This window comes from Acidovorax sp. ST3 (assembly GCF_003231145.1).
In the GTDB taxonomy this organism is placed as follows: Bacteria; Pseudomonadota; Gammaproteobacteria; order Burkholderiales; family Burkholderiaceae_C; genus Acidovorax.
The window spans coordinates 537,993-561,629 of sequence record NZ_QKVP01000002.1 but is presented as its reverse complement, the minus strand read 5'-3'; the positions used below and the strand labels follow the sequence as shown (position 1 = coordinate 561,629).

19 protein-coding genes are annotated in these 23,637 nt (G+C 64.3%); 6 read left to right on the top strand and 13 right to left on the bottom strand.

Translation table 11 applies throughout. From position 1 onward, the window contains the following. Positions 1-386: 386 nt before the first annotated feature. The 8 genes from DNK89_RS07410 to DNK89_RS07375 all read right to left on the bottom strand — a co-directional run bounded on the left by DNK89_RS07410 (position 387) and on the right by DNK89_RS07375 (position 10,921). Positions 387-1,874, bottom strand: a complete 1,488-nt coding sequence (locus tag DNK89_RS07410) for a nucleobase:cation symporter-2 family protein (protein WP_015012862.1) — start codon at positions 1,872-1,874, stop codon at positions 387-389. Between the two features lie 196 nt (positions 1,875-2,070). After that, the gene (locus tag DNK89_RS07405) at positions 2,071-2,775 is read right to left on the bottom strand and encodes a GntR family transcriptional regulator (protein WP_108626735.1); all 705 of its coding nucleotides are present in this window, start codon (positions 2,773-2,775) and stop codon (positions 2,071-2,073) included. Positions 2,776-2,813: 38 nt separating this feature from the next. Further along, positions 2,814-4,094 (bottom strand): C4-dicarboxylate transporter DctA, encoded by a 1,281-nt coding sequence (locus tag DNK89_RS07400; protein WP_110959540.1) that lies wholly within the window; start codon positions 4,092-4,094, stop codon positions 2,814-2,816. Between the two features lie 192 nt (positions 4,095-4,286). Continuing rightward, positions 4,287-6,074: a gamma-glutamyltransferase gene (gene ggt / locus DNK89_RS07395; protein ID WP_110959539.1), complete on the bottom strand. Its 1,788-nt coding sequence runs from the start codon at positions 6,072-6,074 to the stop codon at positions 4,287-4,289. 168 nt (positions 6,075-6,242) lie between these two features. Next, entirely contained in the window at positions 6,243-7,478 is a 1,236-nt protein-coding gene (locus DNK89_RS07390; RefSeq protein ID WP_110959538.1) for an ArgE/DapE family deacylase, read from the bottom strand. After that, on the bottom strand, positions 7,475-9,253 hold the full coding sequence (gene uraD, locus DNK89_RS07385) for a 2-oxo-4-hydroxy-4-carboxy-5-ureidoimidazoline decarboxylase (RefSeq protein WP_110959838.1): 1,779 nt from the start codon (positions 9,251-9,253) through the stop codon (positions 7,475-7,477). Before uraD ends, DNK89_RS07390 begins: the two co-directional genes overlap by 4 nt. 5 nt (positions 9,254-9,258) lie before the next feature. Beyond that, positions 9,259-10,239: an allantoinase PuuE gene (gene puuE, locus DNK89_RS07380; RefSeq protein WP_015012868.1), complete on the bottom strand. Its 981-nt coding sequence runs from the start codon at positions 10,237-10,239 to the stop codon at positions 9,259-9,261. 13 nt (positions 10,240-10,252) lie between these two features. Then, positions 10,253-10,921: a GntR family transcriptional regulator gene (locus tag DNK89_RS07375; protein ID WP_015012869.1), complete on the bottom strand. Its 669-nt coding sequence runs from the start codon at positions 10,919-10,921 to the stop codon at positions 10,253-10,255. Between the two features lie 108 nt (positions 10,922-11,029). On the opposite strand from DNK89_RS07375, the gene uraH reads away from it, so the two are divergent. Continuing rightward, positions 11,030-11,380 (top strand): hydroxyisourate hydrolase, encoded by a 351-nt coding sequence (gene uraH, locus DNK89_RS07370; RefSeq protein WP_015012870.1) that lies wholly within the window; start codon positions 11,030-11,032, stop codon positions 11,378-11,380. A gap of 155 nt (positions 11,381-11,535) precedes the next feature. On the opposite strand, the gene DNK89_RS07365 is transcribed toward uraH, so the two are convergent. After that, a complete protein-coding gene (locus tag DNK89_RS07365; protein ID WP_110959537.1) occupies positions 11,536-12,084 on the bottom strand; it encodes a hypothetical protein in 549 nt (182 codons plus the stop codon). A gap of 159 nt (positions 12,085-12,243) precedes the next feature. Here DNK89_RS07365 and xdhC point away from each other — a divergent pair, with 159 nt between their 5' ends. Both xdhC and DNK89_RS07355 read left to right on the top strand, forming a co-directional pair. After that, positions 12,244-13,071, top strand: coding sequence for a xanthine dehydrogenase accessory protein XdhC (gene xdhC / locus DNK89_RS07360; RefSeq protein ID WP_110959837.1), 828 nt, complete (start codon positions 12,244-12,246; stop codon positions 13,069-13,071). Between the two features lie 199 nt (positions 13,072-13,270). Then, on the top strand, positions 13,271-14,515 hold the full coding sequence (locus DNK89_RS07355; RefSeq protein ID WP_110959536.1) for a urate hydroxylase PuuD: 1,245 nt from the start codon (positions 13,271-13,273) through the stop codon (positions 14,513-14,515). Positions 14,516-14,588: 73 nt separating this feature from the next. Here DNK89_RS07355 and DNK89_RS24195 read toward each other — a convergent pair whose 3' ends face one another. Beyond that, positions 14,589-14,864 carry a barstar family protein gene (locus DNK89_RS24195; protein ID WP_153064251.1) on the bottom strand — a complete coding sequence of 92 codons (276 nt, stop codon included), beginning with the start codon at positions 14,862-14,864 and terminating at the stop codon, positions 14,589-14,591. Between the two features lie 168 nt (positions 14,865-15,032). Here DNK89_RS24195 and DNK89_RS24550 point away from each other — a divergent pair, with 168 nt between their 5' ends. Beyond that, a complete protein-coding gene (locus DNK89_RS24550; RefSeq protein WP_153064250.1) occupies positions 15,033-15,326 on the top strand; it encodes a hypothetical protein in 294 nt (97 codons plus the stop codon). A 519-nt stretch (positions 15,327-15,845) separates the two neighbouring features. Here DNK89_RS24550 and DNK89_RS24185 read toward each other — a convergent pair. Together DNK89_RS24185 and DNK89_RS07345 are read right to left on the bottom strand one after the other, a co-directional pair. Beyond that, the gene (locus tag DNK89_RS24185; protein ID WP_153064249.1) at positions 15,846-16,640 is read right to left on the bottom strand and encodes a hypothetical protein; all 795 of its coding nucleotides are present in this window, start codon (positions 16,638-16,640) and stop codon (positions 15,846-15,848) included. A 1,408-nt stretch (positions 16,641-18,048) separates the two neighbouring features. Continuing rightward, positions 18,049-19,926, bottom strand: coding sequence for a phosphodiesterase (locus DNK89_RS07345; protein ID WP_238990718.1), 1,878 nt, complete (start codon positions 19,924-19,926; stop codon positions 18,049-18,051). A 101-nt stretch (positions 19,927-20,027) separates the two neighbouring features. Here DNK89_RS07345 and DNK89_RS07340 point away from each other — a divergent pair, with 101 nt between their 5' ends. Continuing rightward, positions 20,028-21,383: a glycerate kinase gene (locus DNK89_RS07340; protein WP_110959836.1), complete on the top strand. Its 1,356-nt coding sequence runs from the start codon at positions 20,028-20,030 to the stop codon at positions 21,381-21,383. Positions 21,384-21,455: 72 nt separating this feature from the next. On the opposite strand, the gene DNK89_RS07335 is transcribed toward DNK89_RS07340, so the two are convergent. Continuing rightward, positions 21,456-22,496 carry a porin gene (locus DNK89_RS07335; protein WP_110959533.1) on the bottom strand — a complete coding sequence of 347 codons (1,041 nt, stop codon included), beginning with the start codon at positions 22,494-22,496 and terminating at the stop codon, positions 21,456-21,458. Between the two features lie 291 nt (positions 22,497-22,787). Between DNK89_RS07335 and DNK89_RS07330 the strand changes: the two genes are divergently transcribed. Continuing rightward, positions 22,788-23,411: a Crp/Fnr family transcriptional regulator gene (locus DNK89_RS07330; protein WP_060985679.1), complete on the top strand. Its 624-nt coding sequence runs from the start codon at positions 22,788-22,790 to the stop codon at positions 23,409-23,411. The last annotated feature ends 226 nt before the right edge of the window (positions 23,412-23,637 follow it).

The following is a 23,637-nucleotide window of genomic DNA, read 5'->3' as shown; positions in this document are numbered from 1 at the left end:
GGCATGCAGGTTTATGCGGATGCAGCATAAGAGCCTGTTCAAAGTCTTTTTGGAGTCGCACAAGTCCCTTGCCGGGATGGGATGCTAGGCGCGGGGCGCAGTGGATAGCTTGGCTATCCACAAGCGCCGCAACGCCGCAGACCGCCCGGCAAGGCACTTGCCCAAAGGGTTGGAGTGAAATCGGGCGATTGGAAGCCCCGGCTGCTTGCATGGGCACAAGCCCATGCGGCGCACCCGACGCATCCACTCCTCCCGATTGCACTCCAATACGATCTCCAAAAAGACTTTGAACAGGCTCTAAAGCCAAAACCCCCTGGCAGCCGTGGCGGACAGGGGGCGGGGCCACGCGGGCGGTGGCGGGTTTTCGGCAGCGGGCAGGCGGGATGCTAGTGGGCGTCGGCCTGGCGTGCGGCGTTGACGGCGGCGGAGGTGTCGCGGCTGGCGCCATTGAAGAAAACGTTCAGGGCCACCGCCGTGATCGAGGCCAGGAGGATACCGGATTCGATCAAGGGGTGGATGGCATGCGGCATCCACTGGCGGAAGTTGGGCGCGATCAGCGGCACCATGCCCACGCCGATGGAGACGGCCACGATCATGGCGTTGAAGCGATTGGTCTTGAAGTCCACCCCGCCCAGGATTCGGATGCCTGTGGCCGCCACCATACCGAACATCACCAGCCCCGCGCCGCCCAGCACCATGGTGGGCAGCGACTCGACCAGTGCGGCCATCTTGGGCAGCACGCCCAGCACGATCAGGATCACACCACCGGCCACACACACAAAGCGGCTTTTGACGCCGGTGACGGCGACCAGCCCCACGTTCTGAGAGAAGCTGGTGTACGGAAAGGTGTTGAAGATGCCGCCCAGCAGCGTGCCCAGGCCGTCGGTGCGCAGGCCGCGCGTGAGGGCCGCCTGGTCGACCTTGCGGTCGGTCATCTCGCCCAGGGCGAGGAACATGCCGGTGGATTCGATCATGACCACGATCATCACCAGGGTCATGGTCAGGATCAGGATGGGGTCGAACACGGGGCCGGCAATCTCGAACGGCAGCACCAGGTCAAACCACTGCGCCTTGGCGACCTTGTCAAAGTTCATCAGACCCATGCCCACGGCCACCACCGCACCGATCACGATGCCCAGCAGCACCGAGATGTTGGCGATGAAGCCTTTGGCAAACTTGGCAATCAGCAGGATGGACAGCAGCACCAGGCCCGAGATGCCCACACCGGTCAGGTCCGCGTACTTGGGGTTGGGGACCGTGGGCACCACGGCAAAGCCCTTGGGGACCGGCGGCAGCGATGAACCGGGGGCACCTGCCGCTGCCTGCGCCTCTGCCAGCCATTTGAGGTGCTCGGGGTTGGGCACGCTGGGCGCCGTGGGGCCTACCGGGTTGCCAAAGATCCAGTTGATGCCCACGCGCATCAGGCTGATGCCGATGACTGCGATGATGGTGCCGGTGACCACGGGCGGGAAGAAGCGGAGCATGCGGCTGACCAGCGGTGCGATCAGGATGGAGATCACACCCGCGCCGATCACCGAGCCAAAGATCAGCCCGGCCCCGGCCGTGCCACCCGTGCTCTGCGCCATCGAGATCATGGGCGCCACCGAGGCAAAGGTCACCCCCATCATCACCGGCAGCTGAATGCCAAACCAGCGCGAGGCGCCCAGCGCCTGGATCAGCGTGACCAGCCCGCACACAAACAGGTCGGCCGAGATCAGTTTGGCCACTTGGTCGGGCGTGAGGTTGAGCGCGCGGCCCACGATGAGCGGCACCGCCACGGCGCCCGCATACATCACCAGCACATGCTGCAGGCCCAGCGCCGTCAGTCGCCCCAGGGGCAGGTGTTCGTCCACGGGGTGTACGGGCGGATTCATGGGGGTCCTTCGGCGGGTTGAGGATGTGAATACGAAAGGAACACGGGCACCGGACGGTGCACAAGTGTCCATACAAAAATCGTATACAAAATGACCGGACGCGCTTATCCCGGTTAACCCTTAGGGACGCAGCAATTTCCCGCCTGCCGTGGTGGAGGCGGTTGGACGGTGGGTGGCCTGGGTGCCTTCGGTGTGGTTAGCCCGGGTCCGTAGCTGCCGCCTTGGTGCGTGGGCTGGTCAGCGGTGCCAGGGATTCCCGCAGCCGGTCGCGCACCAGCGGCTGGCCGGGGTTGAGGGCGCCTTCCACATGGCCGATGTGGGCCAGCATGCGCTCGCGGGCCAGGGTGGTGTTGCCGGCCTCCAGCGCCTCGACGATGGCAGCATGCTCGGCGCAGGACTGGCTGGCCGCGTGCTGCGATTGGTAGAGTGATGCGGCCAGCGTGGTGCGCGCCGTGAGGTCGCGCAGGATGTCGCTCAGGCTGCGGTGGCCCATCGCCTCGGCCAGGCAGACGTGGAAGTCTGCGAGCAGAAAGGCGCGGGTGGCAGCGTCCGCCCCTTCGATGGCCTGCTGCTCGTCGGCGATGTGCGCGCGCAGGCGGCGGGTCACGCTTTGCAGCGGTCGGCCCGCATCGGCCAGGATGCCCGATTCGATGATGCGCCGGGCGGAGAACGCGTCGCGCGCATCCTCCACCGAAGGCTCCACCACGTACCAGCCCCGGCGCGAGCGCACTTCCACAAAGCCCCGTGCCTGCAGCTGCATCAGGGCCTCGCGCACCAGCGTGCGGCTTACGCCGAACAGATCGGCCAGCTCCTGCTCGCCCAGGCGCTCGCCGGGCGAGAGTTTTTGCGCGAGGATGGATTCCACCACCTGCTGGGCGATCTGGGTCTGGTTGATGCTCATGGCCGGATTGTCGCGTGCTGCAAAAGTGCTGTGCCCGATCAGGCGCGTGGCATGGGTGGCTCGCGGCCGTCGAGCACGGCATGGGCGCGTTCGCGGTCGATGTCGCCCTCCCACGCCGCCACGGCCACGGTGGCGACGCAGTTGCCAATGAGGTTGCCCAGCGCGCGGGCGATGCCCATGAACCAGTCCACCGACAGCACCAGCACCAGGCCAATCGCCGGAATGGCAGGGATGGCCTGCAAGGTGGCGGCCAGCACGACGATGGCCGAGCCGGGTACGCCGTGTGCGCCCTTGGAGGTGACCAGCGAGATCGCCAGGATGGTCAGCAGGTCGGCCATGGAAATCGGCGTGTTGGTGGCCTGGGCGATGAACACGGCCGCCAGCGTGATGTAGATCGAGAACGCGTCCAGGTTGAACGAGTAGCCGGTGGGGATCACCAGGCCCACGGTGGAGTCGCGGATGCCCATGTGCTTGAGCTTGGCCATGATCTGCGGCAACACGCTGTCGGACGACGTGGTGGCAAACACCACGGCCAGCTCCTCGCGCAGATAGCGCAGCAGCTTGAACAGGCTGAAGCCCGACACCCGCATGATGAGGCCCAGCACCACCACGACGAAAATGACTACCGCAGCGTAGAACAGCGCCACCAGCATGCCCAGCTGCTTGAGGGAGCCCAGGCCGTACTTGCCCACGGTGAACGCGATGGCCCCCAGCACGCCCAGCGGAGCCAGCTTGATGATCAGGCCCATGGTCTTGAACAGCACATGCGACAGGTCGTCGATCAGGCTGGTGACGCGCGCGCCGCGCTCCCCGATCAATGCCAGGGCGCAGCCAAAAACGATGGAGAACAGCAGGACCTGCAGCACATCGCCGTTGGCAAACGCGCTCACGGCGGTGGTGGGGATGAGCTTGAGCAAGAAGTCGGTGAAGCCGCCCCCGGTGAGCTTGCTAGCGTTTTCGGCGTAGGCGCCCATGGCTTTGGGGTCGAGCGCCTTAGGGTCCACGTTCATGCCCACACCGGGCTCGAACCAGAACGCCAGCGCCAGGCCCAGCACCAGGGCGATGGAGGTGACCACCTCAAAGTAGATCAGCGATTTGACGCCCACCCGGCCCACCCGCTTCAGGTCGCCCGTGCCTGCGATGCCATGCACCACCACGCAGAACACGATGAGCGGAATCAGCATCTTGATGAGCTTGATGAAGCCGTCACCCAGGGGCTTGAGCGCGATGGCGGTGTCGGGCCAGACCAGGCCCACCACCACACCGGCTATCAGGGCCAGCACCACCTGGCCAAAAAGGGATTTGAAAAACCGGGGCATGCCAACTCCTTCAGTAGCTTTTTGAACGCAAATCTTGCATACAAGAACTGTAGGCAAGTCTGAAGGGCGACGTATGAGGGTATGCCCGCATGCTGTCGCGAAGGGCTCAATGAAAAAGGCCACGCCTTTAGAGGGCGTGGCCTGGCAGATGCTGACAAGCAAAGACAGCCCGCGCTTAGCGGGCACTGGCGATCAGTAGCCGAGGGTCTTGCCGTCGGGGTTGCGCGGGTCCGAGTAGCCGTACAGCGCGCCACCGCGGATCTGGATGGTCTGAGTGCGGCCCATCGAGGGCTTGACCGCGATGTTGTGTCCGCGCTGCTTGAGCAGGGCGATGGTGTCGGGCGACAGGCCCTTTTCCACGCGCAGCTCGTCGGGCGTCCACTGGTGGTGTACGCGGGGTGCGGCAGCGGCCTCGGCGGGGTTCATGCCAAAGTCGATGGTGTTGACCACTGTCTGCAGCACCGTGGTGATGATGCGCGCGCCGCCGGGGCTGCCGGTCACCAGCGTGGGCTTGCCGTCCTTCAGCACCAAGGTGGGCGTCATGGACGACAGGGGGCGCTTCTTGGCGGCCACGGCGTTGGCGTCACCGCCGACCAGCCCGTAGGCATTGGCCACGCCGGGCTTGGCCGAGAAGTCGTCCATCTCGTTGTTGAGCAGGATGCCTGTGCCCTTGGCCACGATGCCGCTGCCGAAGTTGGTGTTGAGCGTATAAGTCACGGCCACGGCGTTGCCCGCCTTGTCCACCACGCTGTAGTGGGTGGTCTGGTCGCTCTCATACGGCTGGGGCTGGCCGGGCTTGATCTCCTTGGCCGGGCGGGCGCGGTTGGGGTCGATGCCCTTGGTCAGCGATTCGGCATAGCGCTTGGAGGTCAGGCCCTTGAGCGGGATCTTCACGAAATCCGGGTCGCCCAGATATTCGGAGCGGTCGGCATACGCCAGCTTGCTGCTCTCGGCCATGTGGTGGATGGTCTGAGCGCTGTTGGGACCCCACTGGGCCAGGGGCAACGGCTCCAGCATGTTCAGGATCTGCACCAGGTGCGGGCCGCCGGAGGAGGGTGGGGGCATGGTCACGATCTCATAGCCACGGTAGGTGCCACGCGTGGGTGCGCGCTCCACCACCTTGTACTCACGCAAATCCTGCAGCGTGATGGCGCCCGCATGGGGTGCCATTTCGGCCGCGATCTTCTGGGCGATCTCGCCTTCGTAGAACGCCTTGGCGCCCTGCTGGGCAATCAGGCGCATGGACTGCGCCAGGTCTTTTTGCACCAGCGGGTCGCCCACCTTGAGCGGTTCGCCGTTCTTCCAGAAGATGGCCTGGGTGGCGGGCCATTTGCCCATGTTCTTCTTCTCTTGCTGCAGGATCTTGGCGAGCGTTTCGCTCACCGGGAAGCCCTTGTCTGCCAGCTCGATGGCCGGAGCGATCACACGCGACAGGGGCAGGGTGCCCCAGCTCTTGAGCGCGTGCTCCATGCCGGCCACGGTGCCGGGCACGCCCACGGCGTAGTGGGTGTACAGCGACTTGCCGTCCACCACATTGCCCTTGGCATCCAGGTACATGTCGCGCGTGGCTTTGATGGGTGCTACTTCGCGGAAGTCCAGGGCGACGCTCTTGCCGGTCTTGGCGTCGTGCACCATCATGAAGCCGCCACCGCCCAGGTTGCCCGCATTGGGCAGGGCCACGGCCAGCGCAAAGCCAATGCCGACGGCGGCATCCACCGCGTTGCCACCGGCTTTCAGGATGTCCAGGCCGATCTGCGAGGCCAGTTCCTGCTCGGTGGCCACCATGCCGTTGCGTGCCACCACGGGGTGGAACACATCCATGTCGAAGTCGTAGGCTGCACTGGCGGCCTGGGCCGAGGCGGTCTGCTGCACTGCGGGCGCGGGTGCAGCCGTGGCTACCGGCGGCGTGCTGCCGCAGGCCGTGAGGCTGGCCAGGGCCAGCACAACGCTGCCAGCCAGCAGCGTATGACGAATGTTCATGGGATATCTCCTGGTGTGTGGAATCTGGAAATGACAACGGGCGCATCCAGTGGATGGATGCGCCCGCGCCAGTGTAGGTCGGTCAAAGGGCTGCCAGAGGCTATCTCGCCATGACATTGAAGCGCAGCACTGATGTGCTGCGTGCATTACTTACTGTCCCGTGGACCCTCAGGCGAGCAAGTCGCTCAATGTCCGTGCAATCACCTTGGTGGCGCGGCGCAGGTCTTCGAGCTGCAGGCGCTCGTCGGCGCGCTTGGCGTGCGATTCGAGGACCGTGCGGGGGCCTGCGCCGTAAATCACGCCGGGAATGCCGCGCTCCACATACAGGCGCACATCGGTGTAGAGCGGCGTGCCCACGGCAGGGACCGGTTCACCAATCACGGCCTGGGCATGTTGCTGGATCGCATCGACCAGGGGCTTGTTGCCCGCCAGCGGCGTCATCGCATTCGCCAGCAGCAGGCGCTTGATCTCCACGCTGATACCGGCGCGCTCACCTGCAGCCTGTTCAATCACGCGGCGGATGTTGGCTTCGACCTCCACCGGGTTTTCCTCGGGGATCATGCGGCGGTCGAGCTTGAACATCACCTTGCCGGGTACGACGTTGGTGTTGGTGCCGCCCTCGATGCGGCCCACGTTCAGGTAGGGGTGCTTGATCCCCTCGACCTTGGACGTGACCTTCTTGTACTCGTCGTTCTGTGCGTACAGCGCGTTCAGGATGTGCACGGCGCCCTGCAGGGCATCCACTCCGGTGTGGGGCACGGCGGCATGGGCCATCTTGCCGTGCACCGTCACTTCCATCTGCAGGCAGCCGTTGTGTGCGGTGACCACTTCGTAGCTGAAGCCGGCGGCAATCATCAGGTCGGGCTTTGTCAGTCCCTTTTGCAGCAGCCAGCCGGGGCCGAGTTCGCCGCCAAACTCTTCGTCGTAGGTGAAGTGCAGCTCTACCGCGCCCTGGGTGGGCCTGGCCACGGCTTCCAAGGCCCGCACGGCAAAGGTGAAGCTCGCAAAGTCGCTCTTGCTCACGGCGGTGGCGCGGCCGTACATGGCGCCATCGACAATCTCGGCGCCATAGGGGTCGTGTGTCCAGCCTTCGCCGGGCGGCACCACGTCACCGTGGGCGTTCAGGGCGATGGTCTTGCCACCGCTGCCGTACGGTCTGCGCACGATGAGGTTGGTGATGGATTCCATGCCGTATGCCAACACATCGGCAGTGGGCACGGCGTGCTTTTCGGCCTCGTAGCCAAAGTCCTTCAGCAGCTCTGCCGTGCGTTCGGCATGGGGCGCGTTGTTGCCGGGGGGCGTGTCGGTGGGTACGCGCACCAGGGCCTGCAGAAAGCGCACTTCTTCGTCAAAGTGCTGGTCGATCCAGGCGTCCAGCGCGGCGTGGTGGTTCGGGGTTGTCATGGTTGTTGTTCCTCGGCAAGCTGGTGCAGCACCTGGGTGAAGGCGTCCACGGCCAGTTGCATGTCGTTGTTGGTGGTGGATTCGAGCGGGTTGTGGCTGATGCCGGAGTTTTCTCCGCGCACAAACAGCATGGCCTGCGGCATGATTTCGTGGAGCTTCATCGCGTCGTGGCCTGCCCCACTGGGCATGCGGAACACGGGCACGCCCAGGTGGTCCACAGCACGCTCCCACTGGTGCTGCAGGGCCGGGGCGCTGGGGGCTGCTGCGGCGCGCATGGATTCCTCCAGCGTATAGCGCAGGCCGCGCCGGGCTGCGATCTGGCCCAGGTGGTCCAGCACATCGCGCACCAGTGCGTCGCGTTGCGGGTCGGTGGGCGCACGCAGGTCCAGGCTGAACTGGCAGCGGCCCGGCACCACATTGATGGAGCCGCCGGGCACGTTGAGCAGGCCGATCGTGCCCACCGAGTCCCCGTCCTGGGCGGCGCGCTGCTCGATGTACAACGCCAGCTCAGCCACAGCCACGGCCGCATCGCGGCGGCGGTCCATGGGGGTGGTGCCTGCGTGGCTCGCGGTGCCGATCATCTCGCCCACAAACCGCACCCCCCCATTGATGGAGGTGACCACGCCCAGCGGCAGATCCAGCTCGTTGAGCACCGGGCCCTGTTCGATGTGAACTTCAATGAAGCCCAGGTACTGCGCCGGGTCGCGCTGCAGCTTGGCAATGTCGTCGATGCACAACCCAGCGTGCTGCATGGCCGCGCGCATGGTCACGCCATCGGCATCCTTCTGGTCCAGCCAGGCGGGGTTGAAGTGACCGATGAGCGCGCCCGAACCCAGGAAGGTGGCCTTGTAGCGCTGGCCTTCCTCTTCGGCAAAGGCAATCACCTCGATGCCAAAAGGCAGACGCTTGCCCGCGCGGTGCAGTTCGCGCACGCAGGCCATGGGCACAAAAATGCCCAGGCGCCCGTCGTACTTGCCGCCGTTGCGCACGGTGTCGTAGTGCGAGCCGGTCATGAGGTACTTGGCACCGGGTGTGGCGGCGCGATACCGTCCCACCACGTTGCCCACGGCGTCCACCTCGACCTCGTCAAAGCCGCAGTCGCGCATCCAGTGGCTGATGCGCTGGGCGCAGGCGCGGTGGGCGTCGGTCAGGTAGGTGACGGTGAGCTGGCCCTTTTCGGCAAAGCCGGGGTCGGAGTGTTCGGCCAGCTTTTCATGCCAGTCCCACACGTCATTGCCCAGCACGGGTTCGGCGGCGAACTTGTCGTTCAGCCGAATCTCGGCAATGCGGTGGATGTTGCGCAAGGCCTCTGCCACCTCGAACTCCGGGTGGTTGTCGAGCCGCCGCGCAAAGGTATCGATGATCTGCTGCTTGTTCAGCCCCGCGCCGCGCGGACCGCGCACGGCCAGAATGAAGGGGAAGCCAAAGCGGGCGTTGTAGTCCGCATTGAGCTGCTGGATGCGCGCAAATTCTTCGGGCGTGCACTGCGTCAGGCCCGCCTTGGACTGCTCGTTGGTCGATTCGGCGGTGAGGCTTTTCGCCACCATGGCCTTGCCCGCCAGCTCGGGGTGGGCGCGGATCAGGCCCAGCTGCGCCTCGGTGCTGGCGGTGCGCACCGCGTGGGCCAGGGCGTGCTTGAGGTGTGCGAGCGAGCGGAATGGCCGCTGAGCAAGCGCCTGTTCGGCAATCCAGGGGGAATGCTCGTACACGCCGTCCAGCGCCTCCAGGGCCTGTGCGGGCGTGGCGGCATTCAGTTGGTCAAGGGTCCATGCCATGGTCATCAGGCCTTTGTGGTGGGGTAGGGGTGCACGGCCTTCCAGTGGCGCGCGATGTCGATGCGGCGGGCCACCCACACCTTGTCGTGCTGTGCAATGTGGTCCAGAAAGCGCTGCAACGCCGTGATGCGGCCCGGGCGGCCCAGCAGACGGCAGTGCATGCCAATGCTCATCATCTTGGGCGCGTTATCGCCGGCAGGGTCGCCTTCGGCATACAGCGCGTCGAAGGTGTCCTTCATGTACTGGAAGAACGGGTCGGCGTGCGAGTAGCCCTGAGGCAGCGCAAAGCGCATGTCGTTGCAGTCCAGCGTGTAGGGCACGATGAGCTGGGGCACCACGCTGCCGTCGGTTTTTTGCACCTTCATCCAGAAGGGCAGGTCGTCGCCGTAGTAGTCGCTATCGTATTCAAAGCCACCGTAGTCAGCCACCAAGCGGTGGGTGTTGGGGCTGTCGCGGCCGGTGTACCAGCCCAGACCATGTACATGGTCTTGCGAACTTCCTCTTGCGCCCGTCATGCGTTGGATGATGTCCATCGCCTCTTGCATGTGGGCGCGTTCCACTTCTTCGGGGATGTGCTGGTAATGAATCCATTTGAGGCCATGGCAGGCTATCTCGTGGCCCAGCTCCACAAAAGCCGCCGTGAGATCGGGGTGGCGCTGCAGGGCCGTGGACACGCCAAACACCGTGAGGGGCAGTTGGCGCTTTTCAAACTCGCGCAGGATGCGCCACACGCCAGCACGCGAGCCGTATTCATAGATGCCCTCCATGCTCATGTGCCGCTCGGGGTAGCTGGCCGGGTTGAACATTTCGGACAGGAACTGCTCGCTGCCCGCATCGCCATGCAGCACCGCGTTTTCGCCGCCTTCTTCGTAGTTCAGCACGAATTGCACGGCAATGCGCGCGCCACCGGGCCACTGGGCATGGGGCGGGGTCTTGCCGTAGCCGATGAGGTCGCGGGGGTAGGCCTGGGTGGTGTCGTAGATCATGGTGGGGTGGTTTTCAAGAGGCCAGGGCGGCGGCCAGGTCACTGGCCGGGCGCTTGCGGTCAAAGGTCAGGCTGGCTTCGACATGTTCGAGGTGGCTTTGCATCAGGGCCACCGCGCGCTCCTCGTCGCGCGCGGCCAGGGCCGCCACGATGTCGGCATGCTCCTCGTGCGAGTGCTCGGCCGCGCTGGCCGACTGGTACATCAGCGTGATGAGGGCACAGCGCGAGATCAGGTCGCCCAGCATCTGCGCCAGCACCTCGTTGCCCATCAGTTCGGCCATGCGCACATGAAAGTCGCCCAGCAACTCGGTGCGTGTGCTGGCGTCGTGCGTGCCCATGGCGGCCTTCTCGCTGGCCACGTGGGCGCGCAGGGCCTTGAGCTTGGCGGGCGTCACGCTGCGCACAAAGGCGCGGGTCATCTCGGTCTCCAGCATGCGGCGCACGGCAAACACCTGGCGTGCCTCCTCGACCGAGGGCGTGGCCACAAATGCGCCCCGTGCGGGTTCCAGCGTGACCAGGCGGTTTTGTGCCAGCTGAAACAGTGCCTGGCGCACCAGCGTGCGTGACACGCCAAAGTGGTCGGCCAGCTTTTGCTCGGCCAGCTTGGTGCCGGGTTGCAGACGGTGTTCTACGATGGCGCGGGTCAGCGCTTCGACGATGGCGCTGGTGGAGGAAGATTCCATGGCTGCATGATACGGTGGATGGAGAAAAGTGTATACACTTTTGGTCTACACACTGCGATCAGGCAATCGTCGCCGATTGGACAGACTCTTACTTCAGGAGATTCCCCCATGGGATTGAGCACCCACGTTCTGGACACCATGAACGGCTGCCCTGCGGCCGGCATGGAAGTGGCCCTGTATTCCACCGACGGCGACAACGCCACCCTCATCAAGCGCCTGGTGCTGAACCACGACGGCCGCACGGACGCGCCGCTGTTCGACAACGCCAGCCTGCGCACCGGTACCTACCGGCTGCGCTTTGACGTGGCGGGCTACTTCAAGGCCCGGGGCGTGCAGCTGCCCGAACCCAATTTTCTGAACCAGGTGAGCCTGGACTTCGGCATTGCGCATGCCGACCAGCACTACCACGTGCCGCTGCTGGTCAGCCCCTGGAGCTATTCGACCTACCGAGGCTCGTAGTGTGAAGCCCCCTGAGTCGCTTCGCGCCTTCCCCCTCAGGGGGACGCCGCCAGCGCAGCGGGGCGGCCCTTGCGCGGCGGCCCTGGCCTAAGCAGAGACAGTTGCCAGGGTCGGTGTGTATCCGCACTACTAGCGCGCGGGTAAAACGCCAGCTTCTAAAGCTGCCCTTCGGTCAGCGTATCGAGCTGAAAGTACCCGCTCTTGTCCCACAGCCAGGTCTCGGTGTACGTGACCTTGCCCATGCGGGCCGGGACAGGGAACGGGGCTGCAGCGCGCACTGTGCGCTCGATCTCGGTGACCACCTCGGGGGCATGGCGCGGGGCGCGCATCCAGTGCAGGCGGGTGATCTTGCCCGCGCGGTCGATGTCGAGCTGCAGCACGCCAATGGCATACAGCTGCGGCGGCAGTTTGCCTTTGAAGATGCGTTCGCGGTTCAGGCCATACAGGTGCGTGGCGGCATCCTGGCGGTAGGCCAGCGGTGTGGCAGCGGCCGAGGGGCGCGCAGACCCGGCCGTGGCGGGCACGGGGCCCTTGACGCCGCTGGCATCGGGGCCGGTGGAGGGGACGCTGTCGGGCGCGGGGGCTGGCGTGGGCTCTGGCGGGGACTTGCAGGCCGAGACCAGCGCCGCACCCACGGCCATGATGCCTGCCAGCAACCAGTGGCTGCGCTTTCCGGTGGAGCGGGGAGAGGGCGTGTCGGGCATGGTGTGAAAGGTTCCTGAGGCTGCGGGCACGATAACCCAGCGGCGAAGGTGCTACGTTACAAAATGACGACGGCTGCAAAGGGGATGCAGCAACATGCCTCACCGGAGGGTGAGCCGCTTGCCTGGCCCCGTTTTGCGTCCGTCAAGAAAAGGATCGTGGTGACAAATTTGCAAATGCTGCTGGACGGCCTGGGGGCCGCGCCAGCCTGTCTGGTGACCGTGGAGTCTACCCAAGGGTCCGTGCCCCGGGAGCACGGCGCCTGGATGGCGGTATTTGCCGACCAGCTGGTGGGCACCATCGGCGGCGGGCATCTGGAGCTGCAGGCGATTGCCGAGGCGCGCCGCCGCCTGGCGGGTGGGCCGGTGACGGCGCTTGGGCCGATGCGGTTTGCGCTGGGACCGGCGCTGGGCCAGTGCTGCGGTGGGGTGGTGCACCTGGGATTTGAGCTGCTCACGGCGCAAGACGCCCCGGGGTTGGCCCAGCGCCTCACACCCAACCTGCACCCGGTGGCCCTGTTTGGCGGCGGACACGTGGGCCACGCGCTGGCCCGCGTGCTGGCGCCACTGCCCTTTGCCCTGACCTGGATCGACAGCCGGGACGGCATCTTCCCGCCCGACCCGCCGGAGGGCGTGGTCTGCGAACACTCCGAGCCGGTGCAACTCGCCGTGCCCCGCCTGGCACCCGGCAGCCGCGTGCTGATCATGAGCTTCAGCCATGCCGAGGACCTGGACGTGGTGGCCGCCTGCCTGCGCCGCCAGCGCGAGCAGGGCGACCTGCCCTTCATCGGGCTGATTGGCAGCCAAACCAAGTGGGCCACCTTCAGCAACCGCCTGCATGAGCGCGGGTTCGCGCCCGAGGAGCTGGCGCAGGTGACCTGCCCCATCGGCATTCCCGGCATCGGGGGCAAGGAGCCCGAGGTGATTGCCGTGGCCGTGGCAGCGCAGTTGCTGCAGACGCTACCGCCCATGCCAAAGGCTGGGGAATGAGGGTAATTCCGGCCCCGAATGCCCCAGGTTGGGGCTGGAATCGGGAACAATTCCTGCATACACTTCGACGTACCGGTCGCAGCGGTGCCCCGGCCAGCAACCCACTGGCCAAGGTGCGCGACCTCAATGTCTGCTCAGAGCGCCCGCAGTGGTGAGCAGGTTTGCTGTTGCAGCGCGTGTGCGCTGCCAAGGTTGAGATATGGAAAGCTATTTTCTCGACTGGGCCAACCTGCTTTTGCGCTGGGTCCATGTCATTACGGCCATCGCCTGGATCGGCTCGTCGTTCTACTTCGTTTTTCTGGACAGCAGCCTCACGCCGCCTGAGGACGAAGACCTCAAGAAACAAGGCGTGAGCGGCGAGCTTTGGGCCGTGCACGGCGGCGGGTTCTACCACCCGGTCAAGTTTGCAGTGTCGCCGCCGCAGTTGCCCAAACACCTGCACTGGTTCTTCTGGGAGAGCTACAGCACCTGGATCAGCGGGTTTGCGCTGTTCACCGTGTCCTACCTCTACAGCGCCAGCACCTACCTCATCGACAAGTCGCGCATGGACTGGGCGCCTGCCACCGCTATCGTGGTGGCGCTGGGCTTCTTTGTAGTGTTCTGGCTGCTGTACGACGCCATCTGCCGCATCTTCGGCCAGCGCAAGAACGGCGACGCGATTGTGGGCGCGCTGGTCCTGGTGCTGGTGTGCGTGGCCTCGTGGCTGGCCTGTCACTGGTTTGCGGGCCGCGCAGCCTTCCTGCTGGTGGGGGCGATGATCGCCACCTCCATGAGCGCGAATGTGTTCTTCTGGATCATCCCCGGCCAGCGCACCGTCATCAGCCAGATCAAGGCCGGCCAGCCCGTGGACCCGATCTATGGTAAGCGCGGCAAGCAGCGCAGCGTGCACAACACCTATTTCACGCTGCCGGTGCTGTTTGCCATGCTGAGCAACCACTACAGCTTCACCTGGAGTCACCCGCAAAACTGGCTGGTGCTGATCTTGATGATGTTCGCGGGCGCGGCCATCCGCCAGTTCTTTGTGATGCGCCACGGCTACAAGCTGGGCCGCAACGGCAACCCGCTGCCCTACGCCCTGGTGGGCGCGGCCGTGATCGTGGGCGCCATCGTGTGGATGCGCCCCGCGCCGGTGGCCGCACCCGTGGTGAATGCGCCTGTTTCAGGAGCTGCCAGCGCAGATAAAACCGGCGCTAGCGGCCAAAATGACTTCAAGGCCGTGCAGGCGGTGCTGGAACAGCGCTGCTACATGTGCCACGGCGCTGCGGTGCAGATGAAGAACCTGCGGCTTGATTCGCCCGACAGCGTCAAGCAACATGCCCAGGCCATCTACCAGCAAGCCGTGGTGCAAAAGCTCATGCCCATGAACAATGCGACGGGCATCACCGATGCGGAGCGTGCGCTGATTGGGAAGTGGTTTGAGGCGGGGGCGCCTACGGGGCCTTGAGGGCGTTGAGTGCGGCGGCAGCAATCGGCCAGAAGCAGTCGTTTGCGAGTGACTGCTTTCAAACAGGCCGCCATCATTTTTTGGTGACGAAGACGTGTGGATTTGAAGCAAATATTGCTTCCAGAATCTGCGTCTCTCTTTCACTCAAACCCGAGCATTGCCACCAACCATCGAGAACGAGTTCATAGGTCTCTTCGGTTGGCCACGACAGGTAGTCGTGAAATGCATCCCAGCTTTGACCGGTCCAATGTCCCCCGACCCCATGGATCAAGCCGTTGTTGAATGCCGCTGCGAATGCTGGAAGATCATGGACAGCATGCAGATCAATCCTGAATTGACGCTGATTCATTTGCAGAGGCGACGGTCGTAGAGCATTTTCTGCAATCCTAAATGGTCTGCGCGTTGTGTCCAACGCACTACTTCTTTGCCACGCTCAATTGGTCCATTCAGCGGTCTTCAACGGGCGCGCTAGTGTCCCTCGCCGTGGGGCAGAATCCGGCCAGAAACAGACATATAAATGAGCGATTTCATCGTAGTGAGAGAAGGAACGTGGTTGTACGACGGCCGTGTCCCAACGGGCGTGCGCATCGTCAGCTGCTCGATACGTTATGGCTCTGGAGATTACCTCGATCCCTCGGAGTGGCAGGAAGACGAAACGGTGCCAGGATTTGATGTCCAGTGGGCATCACCCACGAAACCGCGTGACTATGGCAACTACCCTTCAGCAGTATTCCCCACGTTTCTTGAAGCGGTGGCACACGCCGAGCGTGCCATCTGGGCTTCAGCGACTCTGAGATGGGCTGACGCCTAACGTCCGATATGGGCCCGCTAGCGCCCGTAATCGTGGCGCAGAATTCGGCCATATGCGGTCTTCCGGGCAAGTGGCGTTGCATCAGTCAAAATCCCAATATCAACTTGAGACACTGCAGCTATGGGTAGAACTTGCGAATCAATGTTGCACCGCGATGCGCTCCTTCGCAGTGAGGTCGCCGCCTGCTACTACTGCCTAGAGAAGTATGCGCCCAGTACCATCATTGAATGGTGCGATGGAGAAAATCAGAATCAAACGGCCATCTGCCCCCGATGCGGCGTTGATGCAGTAGTTGGCTTCAATGGTCCGCCCGATGATGTGTGGTTGAGGACTACTCGCGCACGCGCCTTCGGCGAGGATTGAGCTTCAGCTTTGGTCCCGCTAGCGTCTCTCGCCGTGGGGCAGAATCCGGCCAGGAGCGGACAGTGGGGAGGTTGAAAGCGGACGCTTAGCGCTTGACATGAGAGGCAGACGGTCAGTGGAACCGTTTGGCTTTCCCCTCGATGAAATCAGTAGACCTTATCTGCATTCTTTGAGCAGGGATGCAAGGAGAAGAAGAGCCTCCTGGTAGTTCGTCGCTCGTCTCTGGTGTGCGGTGCTTCGACAGACAATTCCCGAGGTTTTGTGTCTCAGCCTGACGCAACTCGTCGTTTTCGCAATCATGCGGCTTGGCCTGGAGAACTCATGCAGGAAGTACTCGAGCTCCAGCTCGTCGATGGGTATCGCGGCCTCGCCCCACTGGGCAGCTGGCACCAACCGAAAACTGATACCTTCAGCAAGTCTTCGCCGAAGGGCCTGAGGCAAAGCGCGGATCGCTTCGTTCGAAAGTGACCCCGACAGTTTCAGCACTGCCGCTGATAAGTCGCCATCCCCGTTGCGCCTTTTCTCATCAAGGATTTCGGTCATTGATATGTCAATCCCCGCATCAACACAGGCCTTGAGAGCCTCTGCAATCCACGCATTGTTGGGGATATCTTCACTCAGAAGAATGTAAAGCTCAGGGGAAACGACCGCTCTTGTCAGTGAATCAAACACTGGCGCTTCGGCCGGTACCGGTTCCGCAGTTATGAATTCACCCAACGCACCGACTCTCTCACATAGCGGCGCGACCGAGGAACTTGCCTGTCGCTGAGACAAGGGGTGTTCAGGATGCCGTTCCAGATAGGCGTCGACCGCAAGCTTTGCCTCGTAGAGACCAAGTCCATTGAGACATTGAAGCGTCTTAATTGCCAAAACTGCGCTGATCTCTAGAGCCTGTAGCACTTCTGCCGGAAGGCCATCTGGATGCGCCATATTTGATCGTTCAAAGGTCATCGCATGAAGCATAAAGCCCGAAAAACCTGCGGGATGAACTGGATTGCCGGGGATATTCTTCGCACAGAGTCCTCCTGGAAGTGTCTTTCAGCAGAGTTTGCAATCGGGTGCCTGTTTAACTATCCAACTATCAAAAATCCGAGAATCCAAACAAGCGTTAAATCAACAAACGATAGCGTGCTCGCGGACTGGGCCGGGCCCGCCGACTGTACGTTTGGAGCAGCGATCAGACCGTTTTGAATCAAGGGCCATTTTTTGGTAAGGGTGGCAATAGTCGGCTCAAGGCGCCGCTAGCGCACTTCGCCGTGGGGCAGAATTCGACCAGGAGCAGTCCGTGGCAGTAGTTGAAAGCAGGCACTCAACCTTTGGCTCAAGCGGATCACTGAAAGCAGGTCTGCTTGACGTAAAGGTTAGGCTGCATGCTTGCGCTCCTGACGCCACATGAAAATGGTGTAGCAGCTCGAAATAATGGTAATGAGTGGAGCCCAGCTGTTCAACGGCAGGCGAAGAGCGGGTATCGCGATGAGAATTGCTATGTAGCCTGCTGCGAGCATGAAATTGGCTAGAGCGAACTTTCGCACGAGTGCCTTTGCATTGCGCAGCGGCTTACCTGAGAGTGACTTCACGAGGCGCTCGTCTCGTCGGACTCCAAGTCGATAGCTTCTCCACAATAGCCACAGCGCTACACCCGAGAGTAGAAGATAGAGAAACACAGGCAACATCCGAACTACGCCCGGTGGCGCAAGTAAGAGGAGATACGTCCCGGCCAGAACGAATGGGAGAGAAATTAGAGTCCACCGGAACGTTCTGCGAGCACGCTCTTGATCTGCGGGCGGTTGTTGCTTGAATTCCTTCGAGGACTGGGCCAGTCTTGTCACGAGAAATACAAATGCATATACGCCCAGCGCGATGAGTACAAATGATGAGAGGGTTGGCATGACAGTCCCGATGCGGCCTAAGGAATGAAAGCGACCTCCCCGTCCCAAGTGAACCACGCACTTGCGGGATAAGAGATCCAGGGGCCACGATGGAAACTCCGATCTCTCATCAACTCACTTGTTTGCTGGAAGGGGAAGACCATGAATTCCATTGTCACCATCGCAATCGGTCCGGCAAAGAATTTCTTTGCCGTGCATGGTGTTGTCTCCAAAGGAATACTGGCACTTTTGTGTGCCAGTGTGCCCCGTGCCAAGCTACGCGAAATCATCGCCGCGCCGTCGACATTGTCGTTGCCATGGAAGCGTGCACTGGTGAACGGCAGCTTCGCGGTAGGGTTGCCAAGGTCCGCTCAGGGCCCGAAGCGGACTTGTTTGCCACAAGCCCTGCAGCGTCAATGGCCGACTGTCGCTGTGCTAGAACAGCGGTTTTGTATCGGCGTCGCGTCCTTGGGACGCGGTCCAAACAGTCCCTACGCCGCCAACACATCCTGCAGCGCCCGCGTCGCGGCCAACGCCCCCAGGCTCGACTCGGTGAACCCGCCATGCAGCACCACCCCCGTAGATGCCTGCTTCGCCTCATGTTTGGCCACGGCGGCCAGGTTGGCCACTTCTTCGGCATGCCGGAAGCGCCCGGGCGTGATGCGTACGGCGCCAATGGCCAGCGTGGTGCACGGGAAGAATCGCTGCACGCCATGCCGGTCCTCTGCCTGGATGCCGCCTGCCAGACGGGCGCTGTCGTCAAACAGCGTGATGGCCTCGCGTGCGAACTCGTCCACGATGTTCTTGCAGCGCTGCAGCCAGTTGCTGCTCTGGAAGATCAGCATGAAGTCGTCCCCGCCCACATGGCCCACAAAGTCGCTGCGCGCATCGCAATGCGCGGTTGCCAAGCGCGCCACCAGGCGGATCATCTGGTCGCCGCGCCAGTAGCCGTAGTGGTCGTTGAAGGGCTTGAAATTGTTCAGGTCCGCATAGCAGGCCACGAACTCGGTGCCGCTTTCCAGCAAGCGCTGGATGTGCAGGCTGATGGGAATGTTGCCCGGCAGGAAAGTCAGTGGGTTGGCGTGGCGCGCGGCCTCGATGCGGGTTTCGGTCACGGCGCGCACCAGCTGGTCGCCGGTGCCCAGGCCCAGGTAGCGGCCGTTGTCGGTGACGATGTAGCCGTCGCTCAGGTAGCGCTGGTCCTGCGAGGTGAGGATGCCCACGAGCTGGTCCACATCGCAGTCCAGCTCCACCACGCGCGGTGCCAGGTTGGCAAACGCCAAGCAGGACTTGCGGCCATGCACCTCGCGGAAGTACGGCGTGGCGTAGTGGTTCATGAACTGCTGGCGGTTGATGAGGGCCACGGGGCGTGACCCGTCCACCACCGCCAGCGCATGCAGGTCCGTGTGCTGGCGGAACAGGGCGGCCACGGCGTCGTTGTTGGTGGCGGGCGCTGCGGTGGGTGCCTGCACCACCAGCAGGCTGCGCAGGATGCCTGGGCGCGCGGTCTGGCCCAGGTGCGGCAGCACGGCCACGCGGCGGTCGTGCATCACCTCCAGCGCCGCGTCGTCCACCGCCTCGCGCGGCGCCATGGCCGGGCGGCCCAGCAGCCAGCCCTGGCCCAGGGGGATGTCCAGGTCGCGCAGCGCGCGCAGGTCGTCGCGGGTTTCGATACCTTCGGCGATGAGCTGGGTGCCGAACACGTCGGCAATGCCCTTGATGGCCTGCAGCATCTGCAGGTTCTCGGGGTGGTCGCTGATGTCGCGGATGAAGTATTTGTCGATCTTCACGAAGTCGGGCTTCACCTCGGACCACAGCCTGAGGCTGGAGCGGCCATCGCCAAAGTCGTCCAGCGCCAGCCGCGCGCCGCAGGCATGCACAGCCTTGATGGCCTGGCGCAGCTGGGGCATGTCGGTCACGCGTTCGTGTTCGGTGATCTCCAGCACCAGCATGCGAGCGCTCAGGCCCAGGCTGCGCACGGTGTTGCCCAGCTCGGTGGCGCCGATCAGCTGGACGCCATGCACCAGCGCATCGGCGCTGATGTTCACAAACAGCCGGCCCGGCGCGTCGTGGCGCCCCCATTGCTCCATGGCGGTGTAGATGCACAGCAGCTCAAAGTCCTGCAGGATGCCCTCGCGGCGGGCCAGCTCCAGCAGTTTGTCGGGGGTGTGCAAGGGGGTGTTCTGGGGCCCCCGGATCAGTGCCTCGTGCGCGTACACCTGGCCCTCGCGCAGGTCGGCCAGGGGCTGGAACACGCAGTACAGCCCGCCCTCGCGCATCAGCCGCGCCAGGGGGCCGGTGCCCTGGCGGGCGGCGGGCGATAGCAGTGCCATCATCGCCTCCAGTCGGCTCCATGGGGTGTTGTGCATGGCTGTTGTGGGTCCCTGAGCAAGGGTGCCGACGATACCGGCGGCGTGTGACAACCTGGTTACAGCCGGGTGACCGACCCTGCCGCTGCACAATGCGCGGCATGCACCCAGAAACCCAGCCAGCCAGCCCCTCCCTGCCGGACTACCGCACCCATCCCCGCGCCTTTCTGAAGGCGCTCTTTGATGCCGCAGTGCACAGCGCGCAGCCCCTGCACGGCATGCGCCAGTGGCTGCCCCAGCCGCCCAGCCGCGAGAGCGGGGGCCGCACGCTGGTGCTGGGCGCGGGCAAGGCAGGGGGCGCCATGGCGCAGGCGCTGGAGGCCCTGTGGCCGCAGGACGCGCCCCTGTCGGGCCTGGTGGTCACCCGCTACGGGCATGTGCCGCCCCGGCCTGCGGGCGTGCCGCAGCGCATCGAGGTGGTCGAGGCCGCGCACCCCGTGCCCGATGCTGCCGGGCTGGCGGCAGCGCAGTGCATTCTGGACCTGACCCAGGGGCTGACGGAGCACGACCTGGTGCTGTGCCTGATCTCGGGCGGAGGCTCGTCCCTGCTGACCTTGCCCTGCGACGGGGTGACGCTGGAAGACAAGCAGCGCATCAACCGCGCCCTGCTCGACAGCGGCGCGCACATTGGCGAGATGAACTGCGTGCGCAAGCACCTCTCCCGCATCAAGGGCGGGCGCCTGGCGGCGGCCTGTGCGCCGGCGCGCGTGGTCACGCTCACCATCAGCGATGTGCCGGGCGACGACCCGTCGGTGATCGCCAGCGGCCCCACCGTGCCGGATGCGACCACCTGCGCGGATGCGCTGGCGATTCTGGCGCGCTATGGCATCGATGTGCCTCCCGCCATCCGCACCGCGCTGGAGGCAGGCAGCCTGGAGACCCCCAAACCCGGCGACGCGCGCTTTGCCGGGCATGCCGTGCATCTGATCGCCACGCCGCAGCAGGCGCTGGAGGCCGCGGCCGCGCTGGCCCGTTCGGCGGGGCTGCCTGCGCATGTGCTGTCGGACGAGATCGAGGGCGAGTCGCGCGAAGTGGGCAAGGTGCATGCGGCGCTGGCCCGTGCAGTGGCGCGGCGCGGCCAGCCGTTTGCGGCGCCGTGTGTGATCCTGTCGGGCGGGGAGACCACCGTCACCGTGCGTCCGCGTGCACCCGGCGTGCCCCGGGGGCGGGGCGGACGTGCGGGCGAGTTTTGCCTGGGCCTGGCGCAGGCGCTGCAGGGCGAGCCCGCCGTGTGGGCGCTGGCGGCCGACACCGACGGCATCGACGGCAGCGAAGACAACGCGGGGGCCTTTGTCTGCCCCGACACGCTGGTGCGTGCAGGCGCAGCGGGCCTGCGCATTGACGACCACCTGGCACGCAACGACGCATGGGGTTTCTTTGCGGGGCTGGACGACCTGCTGGTCACCGGCCCCACGCACACCAACGTGAACGATTTCCGGGTGCTACTTATTTTGTAGCTGCTCAGGCATATTGCACTAGCGCCTGGGGCTGCTGGGGCTTGAAAATAGCCCAGGCGCTGCGTGCAGCCGTCAGAACCGGTGGCGGATGCCCACGCCGAAGCTGTTGCCCTTGGTCTGGTTGGTGATGCGGTCGTTCATGGCCATCACGTACACGTCGGTGCGCTTGGACAGGAAGTAGTCATACCCCACGGTGAAGGTCTTGCGCGAGATGTCGGTGGCCGTCATCTTGGTCTGCGCCCACGATGCCAGTACCTTACCGGTGGCGCCTGCGGGCACCGACACGCCCAGCTGCGTGGTCTTGGCCTTGTTGGTGGTGTTGTCGGCCTTGGCCTGGCCGTAGCTGGCAAAGGCCTTAACGATGGCAAAGTCATACGCGCCGCCCAGCATCCAGTCGGTCTTGGTGGTGCCCAGGTAGGTGCTGGGCACGGCGGGGTTGCTCATCTGGTCACGCTCGTAAAAGCCGGTGAGGGTGATGGGGCCGTTGAAGTACAGCGCGTTGATGCCCACGTTCTTCTTGCTGCTGTCGCCCGCGACCTCGCCAAACTGGTAGTGCAGGTTGGCGGTCAGGCCGCCCAGGTTGGGCGTGCTGTAGATGATTTCGTTGGACCAGCCGGTGTCGGACGGCGTGGTCGAACCCCAGCCCGTGCCGTTGAACAGAGGCACGTTCATGTGCAGGATCAGCGGCGCAAAGGTGAACGAGTCGCCCAGCGGGTTCGACAGGATCGACGGCAGGAAGTTGGGGGCCAGGCCGCGCCCCACGGTCACGGTGCCCCAGCTGTCGCTCAGGCCCACGTTGGCATCGCGCGAGAAGAAGGTGTCGTTGGCAAAGCGGCCCTGGATGCCGCTGTCCACCTTGATGAACGAGGTGAGTGCAAAGTTGGCCCGGAGCCCGCCGCCCAGGTCTTCAGTGCCCTTGAATCCGAACCACGACGTGGTCATGCCGCCGCTGTTGACGACCTTGCTGCTGCCGGCATCACCGGCGTTTTTCATGGAGCCCACAAACACATCGGTCAGGCCCATCAGTTGGACGGAGCTCTGGGCCTGGGCCCCGGTGGCACACAGCAGGGCGCCACCAAGCGATAGAGACAGTGCAATCAGGTTTTTCTTCATGGAGTGATTCCTGGGGAAAAAAGCGCCGGAGGGCCGGCGGGGCAAAGGAGACGCGGCCCCTGTTGCACCGTGGTGCAGGGCGGGGCCCGCCGGTAGGACACCGCAAGTTCCATGCCCTGGTGCAACACCTGTTTACATCCCTGTCAGGCGCTCTCAGCGCGTATCCATGCACGTTGCTGGCGCAGTTTTCGTGTGTTTTGGCGCAAACCTGGGGCGCGCGGGGCGGGCGACATGGTGCGGTTTTGATGTGGCTCAATGCCGCAGGCGCAGCCGCACGGCACAGTGGCTTCCATGCTGCCACCTAACCTTTTTTCTCTGCCCGCTGACACCGAGGTCATCGCTCCCGGCGAAGTGCTGCGCAGGCGCAATGAGGTGCTGACGACGGTGTTGCACCTCGAAAGCGGCCGTGTGCTGCGCGGTGTGCTGGACGACGGTTTCCTGCGCCACCAGCTCGGTGCTGTCGAGGGGCCATTCTGGCTCGATGCCGCGTCGGCCTTGCTGGGCCTGCCCTTGCCGGTGGACATGGTGGCCGACACCCGTGTGCATGTGCGGCGCGTGCCCATCGAGGCGTTCCAACGCAGTCTGGCCGCCATGCCGGCGGGCGCTCGCGGCCTGCTGCTGGACATGGCCCAGGGCTACCGGCAACAGTCTGAACTGGCGGTGAGCCGCCTCGCGCAGGATGCCGAATCGCGCTGCGCACAGTGGCTGCTGAACCATGCCCAGCCCGACCACAGCGGCGCCATGCAGGTCACCCTGCACCAGCGCAAACGCCTGATTGCCGCCCAGCTGGGCATTGCGCCCGAAACCTTCTCGCGTGTGCTGCGCCACCTGCGCGAGCTGGGCCTGATCCACGGCACCGGCAATGTGCTGGCACTGCCCCAGCCCCGGGCCTTGCAGTCGATGGCGGGCTGCTGACCCCGCATTCTTGAGGCTCAGCAGCGGCCAACCGGCTGCTTGCTCCTCAGCGCTGTCACGGGCTGGTGCTCCGTTGCATTTGCTGACAAACCGGCACCTCTGAGGCGATCGGCCCTGGGGTGGCTCTTCTGCGCGGTGATACGCGCGTGCACCACGCTGCATGGCCCTTGCTGCGCCTCCTTTTCATCCCTGCCGCGCCCCGGCGGGCTCAGGGTTTTTCCTTGGC

Bases quoted from the DNA above. Each gene is read 5' to 3' on its own strand.
- DNK89_RS07405 (WP_108626735.1), bottom strand. From the start codon at position 2,775: ATGAGCATCAACCAGACCCAGATCGCCCAGCAGGTGGTGGAATCCATC.
- DNK89_RS24195 (WP_153064251.1), bottom strand. From the start codon at position 14,864: ATGAATCAGCGTCAATTCAGGATTGATCTGCATGCTGTCCATGATCTT.
- DNK89_RS07335 (WP_110959533.1), bottom strand. From the start codon at position 22,496: ATGAAGAAAAACCTGATTGCACTGTCTCTATCGCTTGGTGGCGCCCTG.
- DNK89_RS24185 (WP_153064249.1), bottom strand. From the start codon at position 16,640: ATGACCTTTGAACGATCAAATATGGCGCATCCAGATGGCCTTCCGGCA.
- DNK89_RS07365 (WP_110959537.1), bottom strand. From the start codon at position 12,084: ATGCCCGACACGCCCTCTCCCCGCTCCACCGGAAAGCGCAGCCACTGG.
- ggt (WP_110959539.1), bottom strand. From the start codon at position 6,074: ATGAACATTCGTCATACGCTGCTGGCTGGCAGCGTTGTGCTGGCCCTG.
- DNK89_RS07375 (WP_015012869.1), bottom strand. From the start codon at position 10,921: ATGGAATCTTCCTCCACCAGCGCCATCGTCGAAGCGCTGACCCGCGCC.
- uraH (WP_015012870.1), top strand. From the start codon at position 11,030: ATGGGATTGAGCACCCACGTTCTGGACACCATGAACGGCTGCCCTGCG.
- DNK89_RS07410 (WP_015012862.1), bottom strand. From the start codon at position 1,874: ATGAATCCGCCCGTACACCCCGTGGACGAACACCTGCCCCTGGGGCGA.
- DNK89_RS07400 (WP_110959540.1), bottom strand. From the start codon at position 4,094: ATGCCCCGGTTTTTCAAATCCCTTTTTGGCCAGGTGGTGCTGGCCCTG.
- DNK89_RS07355 (WP_110959536.1), top strand. From the start codon at position 13,271: ATGGAAAGCTATTTTCTCGACTGGGCCAACCTGCTTTTGCGCTGGGTC.
- DNK89_RS07330 (WP_060985679.1), top strand. From the start codon at position 22,788: ATGCTGCCACCTAACCTTTTTTCTCTGCCCGCTGACACCGAGGTCATC.
- DNK89_RS24550 (WP_153064250.1), top strand. From the start codon at position 15,033: ATGAGCGATTTCATCGTAGTGAGAGAAGGAACGTGGTTGTACGACGGC.
- DNK89_RS07345 (WP_238990718.1), bottom strand. From the start codon at position 19,926: ATGCACAACACCCCATGGAGCCGACTGGAGGCGATGATGGCACTGCTA.
- DNK89_RS07340 (WP_110959836.1), top strand. From the start codon at position 20,028: ATGCACCCAGAAACCCAGCCAGCCAGCCCCTCCCTGCCGGACTACCGC.
- puuE (WP_015012868.1), bottom strand. From the start codon at position 10,239: ATGATCTACGACACCACCCAGGCCTACCCCCGCGACCTCATCGGCTAC.
- DNK89_RS07390 (WP_110959538.1), bottom strand. From the start codon at position 7,478: ATGACAACCCCGAACCACCACGCCGCGCTGGACGCCTGGATCGACCAG.
- uraD (WP_110959838.1), bottom strand. From the start codon at position 9,253: ATGGCATGGACCCTTGACCAACTGAATGCCGCCACGCCCGCACAGGCC.